Annotated in this window: 20 protein-coding genes; 13 read left to right on the forward strand and 7 right to left on the reverse strand. The window is 60.1% G+C overall.

The features are described 5' to 3' along the window. Positions 1-551: 551 nt before the first annotated feature. Positions 552-812, reverse strand: a complete 261-nt coding sequence (locus F9K20_RS19685) for a hypothetical protein (protein ID WP_291006004.1) — start codon at positions 810-812, stop codon at positions 552-554. A gap of 247 nt (positions 813-1,059) precedes the next feature. On the opposite strand from F9K20_RS19685, the gene F9K20_RS19690 reads away from it, so the two are divergent. The 6 genes from F9K20_RS19690 to F9K20_RS19715 all read left to right on the forward strand — a co-directional run bounded on the left by F9K20_RS19690 (position 1,060) and on the right by F9K20_RS19715 (position 6,604). Further along, complete coding sequence (locus F9K20_RS19690) at positions 1,060-1,308, forward strand: hypothetical protein (RefSeq protein ID WP_291006006.1); 249 nt, start codon at positions 1,060-1,062, stop codon at positions 1,306-1,308. Between the two features lie 61 nt (positions 1,309-1,369). Beyond that, a complete protein-coding gene (locus tag F9K20_RS19695; RefSeq protein WP_291006009.1) occupies positions 1,370-1,609 on the forward strand; it encodes a hypothetical protein in 240 nt (79 codons plus the stop codon). A 140-nt stretch (positions 1,610-1,749) separates the two neighbouring features. After that, positions 1,750-2,202, forward strand: coding sequence for a DnaA N-terminal domain-containing protein (locus F9K20_RS19700; protein ID WP_291006012.1), 453 nt, complete (start codon positions 1,750-1,752; stop codon positions 2,200-2,202). A 122-nt stretch (positions 2,203-2,324) separates the two neighbouring features. After that, a complete protein-coding gene (locus tag F9K20_RS19705) occupies positions 2,325-3,368 on the forward strand; it encodes an IS110 family transposase (protein ID WP_291006015.1) in 1,044 nt (347 codons plus the stop codon). Between the two features lie 696 nt (positions 3,369-4,064). Then, positions 4,065-6,152, forward strand: coding sequence for an SH3 domain-containing protein (locus F9K20_RS19710; RefSeq protein WP_291006056.1), 2,088 nt, complete (start codon positions 4,065-4,067; stop codon positions 6,150-6,152). 44 nt (positions 6,153-6,196) lie between these two features. After that, entirely contained in the window at positions 6,197-6,604 is a 408-nt protein-coding gene (locus F9K20_RS19715; RefSeq protein ID WP_291006018.1) for a hypothetical protein, read from the forward strand. A gap of 25 nt (positions 6,605-6,629) precedes the next feature. Here the strand turns inward: F9K20_RS19715 and F9K20_RS19720 are convergent, their stop codons facing one another. Continuing rightward, positions 6,630-7,352: a hypothetical protein gene (locus F9K20_RS19720; protein ID WP_291006021.1), complete on the reverse strand. Its 723-nt coding sequence runs from the start codon at positions 7,350-7,352 to the stop codon at positions 6,630-6,632. Positions 7,353-7,448: 96 nt separating this feature from the next. Here F9K20_RS19720 and F9K20_RS19725 point away from each other — a divergent pair, with 96 nt between their 5' ends. Beyond that, entirely contained in the window at positions 7,449-7,730 is a 282-nt protein-coding gene (locus F9K20_RS19725; protein ID WP_291006023.1) for a hypothetical protein, read from the forward strand. A 529-nt stretch (positions 7,731-8,259) separates the two neighbouring features. After that, on the forward strand, positions 8,260-8,421 hold the full coding sequence (locus F9K20_RS19730; RefSeq protein ID WP_291006026.1) for a hypothetical protein: 162 nt from the start codon (positions 8,260-8,262) through the stop codon (positions 8,419-8,421). A 94-nt stretch (positions 8,422-8,515) separates the two neighbouring features. Here the strand turns inward: F9K20_RS19730 and F9K20_RS19735 are convergent, their stop codons facing one another. Beyond that, positions 8,516-8,911 carry a type II toxin-antitoxin system PemK/MazF family toxin gene (locus tag F9K20_RS19735; RefSeq protein ID WP_291006029.1) on the reverse strand — a complete coding sequence of 132 codons (396 nt, stop codon included), beginning with the start codon at positions 8,909-8,911 and terminating at the stop codon, positions 8,516-8,518. Between the two features lie 79 nt (positions 8,912-8,990). Then, positions 8,991-9,347, reverse strand: a complete 357-nt coding sequence (locus tag F9K20_RS19740) for a hypothetical protein (protein WP_291006032.1) — start codon at positions 9,345-9,347, stop codon at positions 8,991-8,993. Positions 9,348-9,496: 149 nt separating this feature from the next. Here F9K20_RS19740 and F9K20_RS19745 point away from each other — a divergent pair, with 149 nt between their 5' ends. The 4 genes from F9K20_RS19745 (at position 9,497) to F9K20_RS19760 (ending at position 10,799) form a co-directional block, all read left to right on the forward strand. Further along, positions 9,497-9,862: a response regulator gene (locus F9K20_RS19745; protein ID WP_291006035.1), complete on the forward strand. Its 366-nt coding sequence runs from the start codon at positions 9,497-9,499 to the stop codon at positions 9,860-9,862. 98 nt (positions 9,863-9,960) lie between these two features. After that, positions 9,961-10,260, forward strand: coding sequence for a hypothetical protein (locus tag F9K20_RS19750; protein ID WP_291006038.1), 300 nt, complete (start codon positions 9,961-9,963; stop codon positions 10,258-10,260). A gap of 30 nt (positions 10,261-10,290) precedes the next feature. Beyond that, entirely contained in the window at positions 10,291-10,512 is a 222-nt protein-coding gene (locus F9K20_RS19755) for a hypothetical protein (RefSeq protein WP_291006041.1), read from the forward strand. Next, positions 10,509-10,799 carry a type II toxin-antitoxin system RelE/ParE family toxin gene (locus F9K20_RS19760; protein WP_291006044.1) on the forward strand — a complete coding sequence of 97 codons (291 nt, stop codon included), beginning with the start codon at positions 10,509-10,511 and terminating at the stop codon, positions 10,797-10,799. The genes F9K20_RS19755 and F9K20_RS19760 overlap by 4 nt, the downstream gene beginning before the upstream one ends. 209 nt (positions 10,800-11,008) lie before the next feature. On the opposite strand, the gene F9K20_RS19765 is transcribed toward F9K20_RS19760, so the two are convergent. After that, entirely contained in the window at positions 11,009-11,140 is a 132-nt protein-coding gene (locus F9K20_RS19765) for a DUF3768 domain-containing protein (RefSeq protein WP_291006058.1), read from the reverse strand. Between the two features lie 117 nt (positions 11,141-11,257). Beyond that, on the reverse strand, positions 11,258-11,452 hold the full coding sequence (locus F9K20_RS19770; protein ID WP_291006047.1) for a hypothetical protein: 195 nt from the start codon (positions 11,450-11,452) through the stop codon (positions 11,258-11,260). A 240-nt stretch (positions 11,453-11,692) separates the two neighbouring features. Between F9K20_RS19770 and F9K20_RS19775 the strand changes: the two genes are divergently transcribed. Then, positions 11,693-11,998, forward strand: coding sequence for a hypothetical protein (locus F9K20_RS19775; protein ID WP_291006050.1), 306 nt, complete (start codon positions 11,693-11,695; stop codon positions 11,996-11,998). Positions 11,999-12,731: 733 nt separating this feature from the next. Here the strand turns inward: F9K20_RS19775 and F9K20_RS19780 are convergent. Next, on the reverse strand, positions 12,732-13,325 hold the full coding sequence (locus tag F9K20_RS19780; protein WP_291006053.1) for a DNA methyltransferase: 594 nt from the start codon (positions 13,323-13,325) through the stop codon (positions 12,732-12,734). Positions 13,326-13,457 lie beyond the last annotated feature (132 nt).

The raw sequence follows: 13,457 nt of genomic DNA on the forward strand, positions 1-13,457 counted from the left end.
TTTTGAGTTGCAGGAGCGGGGGATGCATTTGATGCGGTGGATAAACTTGAGACCACGACTGGCGCCGTAGTTGCGCGCGCGACGCCACCTTGCGGCCGCTCGGTAGGCGCTGGTTGGTTGGTATTTATTGGTTTGGTGGGCTGCTGCGGATTTCCAGTATTCGTGAGCTGCTTGTTCGAAATGCGTGAGGTGGCCTGCGACGTGTCACAGCCGAGCATGCGGCAGAAGAAGGTGCGCACTTTCTCGGCAATGGAGCTTGGGAAGGAGGTTGCGGTTTCGCTCGCGGCTGCCAGGTGCGCGGTGGGTAGTTGCAGATCGATTTCTGGAATGCGCGCTGATAGTGCGGAGGGAAGGTGCGCGAACTGTGTGCCGAGTTCGCTGGCGACCGGCTTGAGTGTTGCAGCGAGTTGGTGGGGAAGTTGCGTGCGCGGGAGCGCCGTCGCCGCACCGGCAAATAGACAGAGACCGAAGAGTGAAGCAGCAATGAAGCGGCGGCGCTGTGCGCGGGTGATGTGGGATTGGATGCGCGGCGGGAGGTTGCGGGGCATAGACTACGAAGTTGCGAGCGCCCGCTCTTTCTTGAGACCTTGCGAGAGCTGCGCGCGCCAGAGCGCTTTTTGCGCTTCACGTTCGGCGAGACATTGCTGGACGGATTGCAGGTTGACGAACCAGATGCCGCTCGAGAGGCGGTGCGCGGTGACCAAGCCCTCGCGGCACCAGCGTGTCAGGTAGTCGGGCGAGATGCCGACAGTAGCTGCCGCGGTGCGCGCGGCGATGAATGGAACACCGTCAATCGTGATTTCGTCGACCATTGCGGAGAGGCGCAAAGACTAGGTCTTGGGCCTTGGGATATGATAGCGCGAGGTCAGCGGGAGGCTGTCTGTGGCAGGGGGATAAGTGAAGTCGAGCGGCGACCGCTCATCAACAGCACTGGGAGGAACCGCCGTCGCGATCCCTCCCAGCCCGAAATCCAAACCCCCGCTACGTGCATGCACTCGGAGTGCACGCTAAGTTGCCAAGCTTCCACTTCGATGCCAACACGCGGTCACGGCTGTCCGGATGAAAGACAAGGTCATCGACGAGTTGCAGTTCTCGGTCGGCATTGTCCTCGCCCGTGAGCAGGTGGTACCGCGCCTTCGCGTGCTCACCCCGGAAGGGGACTGGACCGTGTTCGTGCCGCTGCCGGACGACATTGGCGAGCGACAGCGGCGCATGCAGCTGATGTACGGCTTTATGGCGTGGAAGTCGGCGACGGCGTTCGTGATGTCGTCGGAGTTTCGGTCTCCCAAGTGCCACGTACCAACATAAATATCCTAGGATGGGTGGCGTTCCGGAGCAAGCTATGGCGACGTTAGAGGTGTGAACTCCGATGACCGCGAAAGTCGAGATGGCGGACTACGAGGCGCGTGCGGAGGCGGCATACGCAGCGATGTACGACGCGGCGCCGCACAACGTGAAGGACCACTATGAAGATGCCTGCCTCAATCTCTCGCACGCGATCGAGAGCGCTGCGGGCTTGGGGCTCCAGCAGGAAGTGGTGCGGCTCAAGAAACGCAGCGAAGAGATCGACGCCGTGTACAATCATCAGTTCCGCTATGTCGGACGCTAGGTAGTTCCACACGGAGAGCGCGCGCACGGCGAAGCAATCGCGGCGGTGCTGAACGCCATAGCCATGCATTCTGCGCACTTACCGCGCGATCGGCCGAGGATTACACTCGCGAGCTCGCGCAGATGGGGTAGGAGTGCGCTATGGGTGAGGAGAGCGATTTCGGCGCTGCCGTAGCGGCGCGTCTCAAGGCCGGGAGCCGCAACGATTACGAGCTCGTGCAGCGGCTCGTCGTTCGCGCCCAGAAGACGCAAAACTGGGTCTACGGCGACATGCTCATGCGCATCGTCTGGGCGCTGTTGCCGGACGAGGCGCAGGACGGCATCGCGGCGCAAAAGGGCACGCTGTCGGCCGAAATCGAGCAATCGCCCGGCGCGCGCATTCGGACCGCGCTGCGTGAACGCCTCGGCTACGATATCTTCTTCGCCTGGTTTGCGAGCGTTCAATTCACAGGCTGTGATGGTAAGACGGCGACGTTTTCGGTCCCGGTGAAATTCCTCGCCACCTGGATCAAGAGCCACTACCAGGATGACCTGATGGCGTGCGTTCGATCCGTGCACCCGACGGTCGAACGCGTCGAGATCCGGACACCGTAAGTGGGTTTCCTAAGCGCCTTTCGTGCAGCCGCGGGATGTGCGCCAGCTGGGGTAATCCGATCCCAGCCTCCCGCTATCGTGGTGCTGGACTGATTCGGACCAGCACAAGAGGGAGAAGGGCCATGGCTCTGTTCGTCGGTTTGGATGTATCGCTCAGGACGGTCTCGATCTGCGTCGTCGATGAGCGCGGCAAAGTAGTCCGGCAGGGGAAGGCACTAAGCGAGCCGGTTGCCTTGGTTAAGGCAATCACACCCTACCGCAAGCGGATCAGGCTCGTCGGAATCGAAGCGTGTCCATTGTCAGAGTGGCTCTACGGCGCTCTGCAGGAATGCGGTTTCAACGTCGTTTGCATGGAGACCCGGCACGCGCAGAAGTTCTTGTCGTCGCGCCCGAACAAGACGGACAAGACCGACGCGCACGGCCTGGCCGAGATGCTGCGCCTTGGGCACTTTCGGGCCGTGCATGTGAAGAGCAAGCAATCACAGCTGTTGCGCACGACATTGATCGCGCGGCGTGTGTTCGTGGAGCACATGCTGGCAATCGAGCAGACGATCAGGGGTCTCCTCAAGGTATACGGCCTGAAGCTCGGCGCGGTCTACCGCTGCACGTTCGCCGCGAAAGTCGCGGCTCTGCTCGACGACGCCCCCGAGCTCAAGGCCGCCATCGAGCCATTGCTCACGGCCCGCAACGAGATGCGTAGGCAGGCGGCGCTGATCGACCGGCGCCTCTCGCAGATGGCGCGCAAGGACGAGGTGTGCAAACGGCTGATGACCGTCCCTGGCGTGGGCCCGATCGTGAGCCTCTTCTACAAGGCGACGATCGACGACCCGGCGCGCTTCAGGAACTCGAAGTCCGTCGGCGCGCATCTGGGGCTGACCTCACGGATCTACCAATCCGGCGAGATGGACCGATCGGGCAATATCAGCAAGTGCGGCGACAAGATGCTGCGGCACGCGCTCTACGAGGCAGCCAACTCACACCTGCGGATCTCGAGGAAATGGTCGAGCCTGAGGGCGTGGGGCGTGAAGCTCGCTCAGAAGGTCGGCATGAAGAAGGCTTGTGTCGCCGTGGCGCGCAAGCTCGCCGTCATCATGCATCGGATGTGGGTAGACGGAACAGACTTCGAGTTCGGCGCGGCGTCTGCCGATGGCAGATCCTGCGTCTAGCATTCTTTCCGGCCAGCCGCGCGTTGCGCTGCCGAGGACGGTGGGTGAGATCGATCCGCTTCGATCCCTGTGCGGCTATCGTTCCGAGCAACCAGCACGTGCCGTTAGCTTGGATGATCTCCTCCTTGCCGGACCCCATCATGGAGCGACATCGCGTCGACTCCGAACAGAAGCGCGGTCCAGGTGGTGCAAGACGGCACGATTTACAGGTTATCGTCGAGTTGGTCAGTCCGGTTCCGTCCCTGTGCGTTGTGGTGCTTTCCACGCGAGCACGCGCCGTCAGCTTGGACGACCATGCTTTGCGCGGCAACGATCGTACCCCGAATGGGCCGAGACGCGCAGCGGCTCGGCTGTGCCCGGAGGGCACAGGAGAGCGTGACCCCACCGATTGGGCGGGGCCGCCCAGCCCAACAACTTTCAACTGCTCGCAGTCCGCGAGCGGGACGCCGCCCTTTTGCATTTGAGGAAGAACGAGATGGAAGGAAGTGGAGTTTGCGGCGCTGTTTTCGCTTGACGGCCGAGATCGGATTACAGAAGGGACGGAAGCCGCAGGGCCGAGACCGCGCAGCGGGCTCGGTTCACGACGGCCCGGTCGCCGCCGTGGCCGGCGAGGCGCCCTAAAGTTGAGCATTGAGAGCTCTTTGCAAGCCGCCTAATATTCACTGACGATTTTGGATCACCTATGGTTTGTTCGTCGTGCTTGCCCGCCCCTTAGTGTTCGGTCTTGTTCTTCTCGCTGCGGCTCACGGCACAGCACAAGAAGCGGTTCAGCAGCCTCTCATTGTCAGAAACGTTCCATCCGCACATCGGCTGAACTTGCGCGAATGGGCGAATCCAAAAACAGCCACGCTCCTGGAGATTCCGCACAATGCGGCTGGTCTCATGCCGACGGGTCGCACGCACCAAGACGGAAGTGATGGTTGGATAGAGGTGATCTACCAAGGCAAGAAAGGTTGGGTGAACTCAAAATACGTCGGACCAGAACGAGCAGAGCCACCGGCAGCTTCTACAGACAGTCCATTCTCATCGGGTGACTTGCTGCGCATCGCCGACGCCGCCGAGGACGACAAGCTCAACATGCGGGCAGAGCCGAGCGCGCGGTCGGCGATCGTCCACGAGTTGCCTGCGCACGCCTCAGGGATTGTCGCGTCGGGGGATAGTCGCCGGAACGGCGACGTGGTTTGGATCAAGGTGAAGTATGGGTCCAAGGTCGGATGGGTGAATTCCCGCTACGTGCGCGCAATAGGGGGCAGCGACAAGATCACGACGACCGCTACTTCAGCCGACGCGCAAGGCGGCGGGGCTACGCCGGCCAATCCGAAGCCGCTCGATCAAGTCGGCGCCGGTACCAAGCTTCGCGTACAAGGTCCTGCGAAGGGAGACAAATTGAACTTGCGGACCGACGCCAGTGCCGCGTCCGACGTTCTCGATGAGTTGGCCGCGGACGCAACTGGAATTGTTGCGACAGGGCGCGCCAAGCGAACTGCCGGCGAGACCTGGATCGAAGTTCATTTCAAAGATCACGTTGGCTGGGTCAACTCGCGCTATGTGCGCGAAGCGCAAGAGACCGCAAGTGCAAAGGGGGAAGACGAGAGAAAAGTAGAGACGGGCGCTCCATTACGAGAAAGGCCCGCGTCTGCGGAGCCCCCGCTACCGTCATCGGACGCTGCGCTGGCAGATTGTGATAGCGACGACGACTTACGTAAGCTTTCGGGGTGCTCGGCTCTTATTGAAAGAGGTGCGCTTCCGGATGCATCGATCGCCATAGCGCGGAGCCGACGTGCTGACGCTTTTCTTGTGGCGGGCGATTATGACAATGCCGTCATCGACCTTGTTGCAGCACTAGGCATTCGCCTTGGTGACGAAGCACTGTCGAAGCGCCTGGCGCATGCCTACGACCTCCGGGGTGCCGATCGTCGAAGACAGGGCAATGCTGCAGGAGCCGTTGCGGACTATACCGAGGCCATCCGACTCGATCCGACCAATCCCGCCGCTCTCGCGGCGCGCGCCGGTCTCAATGTCCTAAAGAACGATTACGGCGCGGCAATCGCGGATCTTGAGGCGGCCTCGCGGCTTGATAACGCAAACCCTACATATCGATCGGCGCTCGCCCGATTGCATGAGGAGAGAGGTGTTGCATCGCTATCGAAGGGAGACGTGGAGCAAGCAATCGACAGCTTCTCGGCGGCGATCAAGCTCGAGCCCGATCGCGAAGTTCTCTACATCCATCGTGCTGCAGCCCGCGAAGCAAAGAAAGATCTCTCCGGAGCGCTCGCCGACTATTCCGAGGCGAAACGCTTGAATCCGAGCAATGTGATTGCGTATTTGCAGTCGGGAGCGTTGTCGTTAGCGTTAGGGGATAGCTCCGGCGCGATAGGTCATCTCGATGAAGCGATCCGTCGCAATCCTTCGAATGTGGCTGCCTACATGATGCGTGGTCTCGCCTTCGAGGAGGCACGACGGCCCGATCGCTCGACCGCCGACTATCAGACAGTTCTCAAGCTAGAACCGTCCAACAAGCTCGCCAAGGCGAGTCTCGATCGCGTCCGCCCCCGACCTGCCAAGCCTCCTGTCGACGAGACGGGAGCTGCCAGCCTGCGCGCGTGCTGCATTGCTTACTGTCGCATCGTTGAGTGCAATTCTCCGCCGCTCCCAAGGGCGTGCAGCGCAAGTATGATCGCCCGCTACTATCTGCCAATGGGAGTTGCGGCCGCAAAGAAGAACTATTTAGCGGGAGCGAAAGCGGTGCTGCGCCGAAGGGTTTCAATTCCGGAGTGTCAGTAAATCGGCCCCCGCATGGTATGCTTGAGGGTGTTCGAACTCATTTTATGCCTCCTCGCCATACGCCAAGTCTTCGGAACGAGTTCCGGCAATGGTGGGAGGAGACGAGTGGCTTCAACCCGTTCACCATACAGTCGTGGCAATCGGAATTACAAAGCGGCCGCCTGAATTATTCGTTCTTCGTCTTTTGCTTCGACCAGGGATGGATACCGAAAGAGGCTCTCGTTCCGCTGCTGCCGTTCAGTATTCCGGCTGCAGTATGCATCGCGATGCTCTTCGTCGGGCCGTTTCCCAATTCGATTATTGGCGTCATGGCCCTGCTGATGCTGGGTTGTCTGCTGTGGCTCGGGTTGCGCGTCGGGCCGTACTGCCGGCTGGCGCTGATCGACATAGTATTCGCATCGCTGCCGATCGCGCTGCTGGCCTGGGGCAACCTCGGCCCGGCCCTTGGTTGATTCCTTGGGTTGATACGAGCAGCAGTTAGAGACCTTTGAAGAAACCGTACAGGTACGCCGTACTCGCCGCCCCGGCAAGGTTGAGCGCATCGCTTGCCGGCAACTTCAAGCGATTGTCAACCACGGTTGATGAGAGCAAGTTCACAGCCTTCAAGGTACCTTCGTAATGCTTGCCTTGGCGGAACTCTGCTGTGCTTTCAAAAATCGATTGGACGGCTAATGCATTCTCGGCAACTTCCATTCCAACCTTGCCAGCCGCGGCGAAAGCTGCCGACTTGACCTGAATTGATCGCAACGCATCTTTGACTTCCGGGCTGTCTCGTAGGTACTCGAGGCCTTTCTGGTGACGCTCCTCTAATCTGTCGACCACCGCCTGGGGGCTGACCCCCAGCACCTCGTAGACCTCCTGCGTTTTCTGTTGGGCTTCGATGGTAACCGGGCAGGCGGTTTGATTTGGCGGTGCTCCGCACATAAAGGTGCTCAGCGATTGCGGCGCGGGCTGCGGAACCGCGGGCGGGGGCGCAAGTGCGATCCTCCGCGACTCGGGTTGCAGTGTGGCGACATTTCGCCGGAGGTATTCAAGCTGCTGTTTGGTTACTCCACGACCCGATGCAGGAGCGGTTGGTGTTTCAAGGGAATTGCTTTCGCCTCGTGACAGGCCCTCAAGGCGTGCGCGCGCCCAACTCGGGTCGCGTGGCGATGACAGTTTTGCAGTGTTTTTTGGTGGGGCGGTTTCCAGCTCTTTCAAGGCGCACGCCTTTCCCTCTGCCGCACCCCACCCCATCTCGACGAGCCGACAATTTGCGGACCGCGGCCCGAACTCTGCCGTGAAGGCGCGAAGCTCTTGCTGCCTCTGCTCGGTCGACTTCTTGAGATCCGTGTCTCGCTGCTGTTCAAGGCCCTTCTTCAGTTGATCGCTAACCTTCTGCCGAGCCGGTGCGTCAGCTTTGAATTTCGCTTCGGCGGCTTCGCGATCCTTCCTTTCCTGACGATCGCGTTTCTGCTGCTCTACAAGGCGGGCGAGGCGATCGCGCTCGTCGGGAGTTTGGCACGTTGTCTTCCCCCCTTCGGTCTGCTCGACGTCTTCCGGAGCTCGCCAGCACACGGTGCCCGCGTGACAGGATGAACCATCTCCGCAATCATCATCTTCAAGGGCAATGCATCGATCGCCACTGCCACACTTAGCACCCTGTCTGCAACTGTATCCACCACAGTCAACGGATCCCTCGGGGACGCACCGGCCCGGCATCCATGAGCAGTAGGTGCCCTCTGGACAGTAGCGGCCGTTGGAGCACCTGACGCCACTTGGCTGCTGATACCCGCCACCTCCTCCGCACGTGATATTCGGCCAGCCGTTCGCCAGACTTCCGTCCGGGCACTGACAGGCCATCCCGCCACCGTAGTTGATCCACCTACCCGGGCATCCAGGAGATACATATTGTGCGTGTGCGGTGATCGAAGCTGCAGAAAGCGAAAAGACCAGCGTGAGGCAGAAAATGAAGCGGCTCCACATCGGTGCCCCCTAACACAAAAAACAATGGGTAATTTGTATAGCGTGGGTGCCATTCTGAGAAGAGCCCGCTCGCCGCGAGCGGCGAGGCGCCCATGGCCGTGCTATACTCCCAAGCATGGCAAAGCATCCCTCCGATTTGGACATGTTCGTAGAGCGGGTTGACATCATCAAATCGATTGCCGATCCGGTGCTCACGGCAAAGGCCGCGCATCTGCTTATGCGCTTGCTCGAGGAGTATGCGCAGGTGCAATTGCGACGGGATGCGGTCCTCGAGGACACCTATCGACGATCGCTCGGGTCGTAGCGCTTCACTTGCGCGTCATCGAAGGCATGCTACGATTCCCCGTACAGATGGCCTTTGGCTCGCCCCGCGATACGCGGGGAGAATGAGAAGGTGGTCAGCCGAAATTCATGCGGCTGGCCATTCTTCGTAGTGTCTCCAACATCTCCCGCTTTACCGAGCCCTTCTTCTCGATGAGCCGCAGGCTGTCGATGTTGCGCAGCTGCGAGAGCACGGCGAAGGCATCCTCGTCGGCGACCTTGCCAATGGGCACGCGCCACTTGTTGGGGCGCGCGTTGGTGGTCAGCGGCAACGCGAGGAACGAATATTGATTGTACTTCTTGAGGACGATGACCGGGCGCGAGAACTGTGCGTGCTTGCCGTCGATCTCATACCCAACGTTGACGCCGAGGTGCACCCACCACACCTCGCCCTCATGAAAGAACAGGCGCTCATCGTCACGCCCGCTGATCTTCTTCTTGGTCGCGTTCCACCGGTCGAAGTCTTTCTCCATAGTTGACGCGCAAATGGTAGCACACAAAAAAGCCCGCCGGATTGGGCGGGCTTTTGCGCAAATCGCGTTGTACATCGTGTCAACGCGGGCGCAGCTTCGTCGTCGGCTTGAGGCCATAGAGCGGATCTGTGCGCGCGATGGCGTGCGTCTCGATCGCGCGCGTGTGGCGGTCGGCGAGCTCGACGAAAAGCTGCCGCGCGATCGACAAGCAGGCGTTCTCGATGTCGATGAATGGGCCGGTCCACTTCGGCTTCTCGTTGGCGAAGCTCGGCATGGTCTTCGCCACGTACCAGCCATCCTTGCGACGCTCGGCGGTGTGGGCGGCGAGCGCGTAGGTGAACTTCTCCGGCGCCTCTTCGTGATTGAAGCGCGGTCGCGCCGTCTTCAGCGGCGCGTTGACGAGCTTTGCCGCCGCCTTGCCAATGTGCTTTTGCATAGTTTCTCCTCGTGCTGTGGCCGGAGCGCGTCGCGGGATTGCGATGCGCGCCGGGGTCAGCAGGGGAGAGTTAAAGAGAATTGTACGCGTGCCCACCTTCGGCGCTAGCATGCACGCCAGGAGCGGAGGCCCGGCCGATGCACACGATCGTGGTCGTCAACGACGAGCCGAACATCCTTGAGATCGTGCAGAGCCTGCTTGCGGCGCAAGGCTACGGCGTGCGCGCCTTTGCGCATGGTGCTGAAGCCCTTGTGGCGCTCGGGAAAGCCCCCGCTGACTTGGTCATCACCGACGCCTCAAATCATCCGATGAGCGGCGTCGAACTCGTCCGCCGCCTACGGCACCTTACCGATGTGCCCGTCATTTTTCTCTCGGCGTGGGCGGAGGACGTTGAGGAGCAGTTGCGCGGAACCGAGCTGGCGGCACAGGGCTATGTAGAGCTGCCGTTTTCAACGGATCAGCTGCTGCAGGTTGTCGAGCGCGCATTGGCGCCGCGGCCGGCAATAGAGACGTAGCCCCAGCGATCGACCACGGAGCGGCGAGACGCCCAAATCGCCACACTTTTGTTGTTGTCTCAGCGAGGCGTGCAGACACGACCGGCAGGAGGATGAGCATGACCCACCCGTGGAAGTATCAGGTGCTGAGTCGAGCGATCAAGAAACTCGAGAAGGGTTGGACGTGGGGCGGCGGGAGAGACAAGTGGGGCCATTACACGGTGGATTGGTGCGACGAGCGTACGGTTCGCTACTGCGCCCATGGTGCAATGGAGAAAGCCGGACTAGAACTTGGTATCGAAAAAGACAAAGTCCTGGACCTCATCGACGAGGTGCATCCGTGCCTGTGGCAATTCAATGATAGCCACAAGAAGCACGAGGTGCTGGCGTTGCTCCGGGCAAAGCTCGCGGCGATGTGATCGCCGATCTCTATGCTATCTTGAAAGCTTATGACCAAGCTTCTGCAAGAGGCCGTCGCCCTCCTCGGCACCCTGCCGGAGGTGGAGCAAGATCGCGCCGCCCAGGTGCTGTTTGCGTTTACGCGCGAGCTCAATGATTACGATCTCAACGCCGAGCAATTGGCCGGCATCGACCACGCCATCGCCCAGGCCGATGCCGGCATGTTCGCCAGCGACAAGCGGGTCAAGGGAATCTTCGATCGGACCCTATGAGGCTGCGTCTCACGGAAGACGCTGCATCCGATCTCGACGGCATCAAGACGTTCAGCGAAGACGTCGACGTCTCTCTCGCCGCGCGCATCGTCGGCCAGATCGGCAATGTCCTCTCCCTCCTGAAGCGCTATCCGCACCTCGGCCACGAGGGCCTACGCCCCGGCACCTTCGAAATGCCGGTGCCCCGCCTGCCCATCGTCATCGTCTATCGGATCGACATCGGTGCGCGGGAGGAGGAACTCGTCGTGTTGCGCGTCTATCACATCCGGCAAGATCGCGCGGCGTGACATGGCTTACATAAGAAAAGCCCATCGCGGGGATGGGCTGTGAACATTGGTGGGAGCCCAAACGGGGGCTCCGCGTCCCCGCTGGAGCCGCCCAGTGTGCTCACTGGCACCGTTATGAATTCTAGCATGGTGCGTCAGCACTCTTCCGCGCGCATAATTGTGATATGCGCCTCGTCGCCTGCATGCTCTCATGATGGCAGGGAACCAAACTACATGTCCTTATCGAAGTGATCGATCTTCCAAAAGAGCTGCTCGCCATCGATGTCGAAGGCACCGAAGTCGTGCTCTTGAAAGGGATCATTTTCCGGCGTGAAGTTGCTGTACTCGCGCACTGCCTTGATGGCACGATCGGCAAAGTCACCCGGCTATCATCGCGATCGATCGCGTGACGCAGAGCCTGCCGAGGATGAACGGGTCCTTGCGGAACGTATCGTTCAGCTCGCGTATGCGCTCGGTGCTCATGAGAACCTCCGCGCACGATCGACGAACTCACGCTCAAGATGCCGTGCGATCGCCGTGGTTGCGGCGCGCAGCGTCTTGTACGCGCGTCCCCAAGACTTCGGATGGTCCTCGGTGCTGACGTAGTACTTGCCCTTGTGGCTCCGCACGGTCCAGGCGCGGAGCCGAAAGACATGATCGAGAGAACTAAGCACGGTCTCCTCCTTCGCTAGCCTGACGCCGACTGATTTCAGCGACAGGCATGCGCGGATGATCTAGCTCGTGATTGATGCTCCTGCTATTGTAGCGCGCCCCGCTGGCAATCTGAGTGTTGAACCTTGCATGGTTGTGCAGGGACTGAGGGATGGTGCCTACCGTAAAGCGGCATACACGGTTTCATGCGTGAAGTCGGGGCTTGGACGTCCTTTAGTCCCTGCGCTTGAGGAGGTGTGCGTATGAGCAAGAGCATTGAACGGATGGTAATCGAGCGGGCGATTGAGCTCTTGAAGCAGGGGTGGACGGACGGACCACTTGCAATCGATGCGAAAGGGCGCGCTGTGTCTCCGTGGTCGGAGAAAGCGGTTGCGTGGTGTGCGTGGGGTTCGTTGCAGCGAGCGGCATTGGAGGTGACGGGAAAAGTGAATTTGCGTTTAGTGGATAAGATTGAAGCTGGATTTGTGAAGAACGTGGTGAGGGTGAATGAGTTTGAGGGCAAAAGTGCGGTATTGCGAGTAATGCGCAAGCGGCTAAAGATGCTGTAGGAGGATGCAATGATTTCTCGTAGAGCATTGTTCGGGGTAGCAGCCGGTGGAGCTGCAGCGCCGTTTGTAAAAGCAGAGAGTGCGTCATCGTTTCCGCTGCGCGGCAGCGAGCCCTGCACGCTGAGTTGGTTCAATAAACGGCGGGGATTTGGGATGGCATACGGGGAGCGGAGCGGCCATAGCATCTTGATAGGCGGACAGTGCTTCAGGAGGGCCGAACTCGTACCGCGCTTGGGTGAGCGGTACTTGGTGCTGTGGGAAGTAAAACCGGGTAGTTACGAGCACCCGGCCGCGTATGAAATCGAGAAATGGTAGCGCGAACGATCGAAGCCCGAAGGGTGGAGACCCGCTTAAGCGGGGCTCCACTTTAGCGAGAGCGTGACCCGTTAGTGGGCGCGCCCTCCCGCTTGTGCAAGTAACGAAACTCGACAGGACGACCATGGCGTGCAGCACGGTCAATACCCATCTGCATACCGGGGGTGATGCCGTGGTCAGCGTATACGACTGTCTTGTGTGCGGCCTGGCCCCACGCTAACCCGGCTTCCTATGCCAAGGTTTGCGTTCTTGGGGTTTCAGGTCGTCCAGGACTTGCGGGAAGAATAGGTGTGATGCTAGGGCGCTTCTCCGCGTTTGAGGCAATCGAGAACTGCCTCACGAGCGTAATGGATATTGCGCTCTACATCGCCGGCGTAGGGACTTTCGATGAGAACGCGCATGGCAGAACTATAGCATCTCAGAAACAAGGCAATGCTGAGAGCCGACGCGCCGCGATGTCAAAGTACTCACGGTCCGACTCAATGCCGATGCATCGCCTGCCTAGTGCGGTAGCTGCGACGGCGGTAGTGCCGGTGCCGAGAAAGGGGTCAGCGATTAGGGCGTCAGGCTCGGTAAACTGCTCGACACACCAGCGCATGACAGCAAGGGGTTTTTGCGTTGGATGGGGATAGAGACTTTCCTTGCTATCGCGAACTGAGCTTCGCCAGCGGCAATTGTAGACATAGGCAGGACGATCGAATGAGGTCCATGCGAGTTCACAATCAGCAAAGTTGAGACGTGGCAAGCGGTCGTTCTTCCACCAAGCTATCCAGCATCGCGAGGGCGGCAGGAAATCAGCGAAGTAGTTGCCGCCCCAGATAATCTGGTTGTGAGAGATACGTCGCATTTCATTGAAGTAGTTGCGAGATGGTCGAGAGGTGTCCCATGAGCTTGGAGAGAAGGCCCGATTGTTTGAGCGAAACTTTCCCGTCCCCGCTACATTGAGGCCATATGGCGGGTCGGTGAGGATGAGATCGATCGACTTTGTCGTCTGCGCCTGCAACCACGCCAAGCAGTCTGAGCTGCTGCCGGTTCCACGGACACATGGTTTAGGTGTCATGATGGAACTGGAGGTGGCGAATGGGACGACGGAGTTTCAGCCGGGAGTTCAAGCTCGAGGCGGTGAGGTTGGTGCGAGAGCGTG

Source organism: Hyphomicrobium sp. (assembly GCF_009026145.1).
In the GTDB taxonomy this organism is placed as follows: Bacteria; Pseudomonadota; Alphaproteobacteria; order Rhizobiales; family Hyphomicrobiaceae; genus Hyphomicrobium_A.

Excerpts from the sequence above, each read along its gene's own strand:
- F9K20_RS19685 (WP_291006004.1), bottom strand. The coding sequence starts at position 812 with ATGGTCGACGAAATCACGATTGACGGTGTTCCATTCATCGCCGCGCGC.
- F9K20_RS19690 (WP_291006006.1), top strand. The coding sequence starts at position 1,060 with ATGAAAGACAAGGTCATCGACGAGTTGCAGTTCTCGGTCGGCATTGTC.
- F9K20_RS19695 (WP_291006009.1), top strand. The coding sequence starts at position 1,370 with ATGACCGCGAAAGTCGAGATGGCGGACTACGAGGCGCGTGCGGAGGCG.
- F9K20_RS19700 (WP_291006012.1), top strand. The coding sequence starts at position 1,750 with ATGGGTGAGGAGAGCGATTTCGGCGCTGCCGTAGCGGCGCGTCTCAAG.
- F9K20_RS19705 (WP_291006015.1), top strand. The coding sequence starts at position 2,325 with ATGGCTCTGTTCGTCGGTTTGGATGTATCGCTCAGGACGGTCTCGATC.
- F9K20_RS19715 (WP_291006018.1), top strand. The coding sequence starts at position 6,197 with ATGCCTCCTCGCCATACGCCAAGTCTTCGGAACGAGTTCCGGCAATGG.
- F9K20_RS19730 (WP_291006026.1), top strand. The coding sequence starts at position 8,260 with ATGTTCGTAGAGCGGGTTGACATCATCAAATCGATTGCCGATCCGGTG.
- F9K20_RS19735 (WP_291006029.1), bottom strand. The coding sequence starts at position 8,911 with ATGGAGAAAGACTTCGACCGGTGGAACGCGACCAAGAAGAAGATCAGC.
- F9K20_RS19740 (WP_291006032.1), bottom strand. The coding sequence starts at position 9,347 with ATGCAAAAGCACATTGGCAAGGCGGCGGCAAAGCTCGTCAACGCGCCG.
- F9K20_RS19750 (WP_291006038.1), top strand. The coding sequence starts at position 9,961 with ATGACCCACCCGTGGAAGTATCAGGTGCTGAGTCGAGCGATCAAGAAA.
- F9K20_RS19755 (WP_291006041.1), top strand. The coding sequence starts at position 10,291 with ATGACCAAGCTTCTGCAAGAGGCCGTCGCCCTCCTCGGCACCCTGCCG.
- F9K20_RS19760 (WP_291006044.1), top strand. The coding sequence starts at position 10,509 with ATGAGGCTGCGTCTCACGGAAGACGCTGCATCCGATCTCGACGGCATC.
- F9K20_RS19775 (WP_291006050.1), top strand. The coding sequence starts at position 11,693 with ATGAGCAAGAGCATTGAACGGATGGTAATCGAGCGGGCGATTGAGCTC.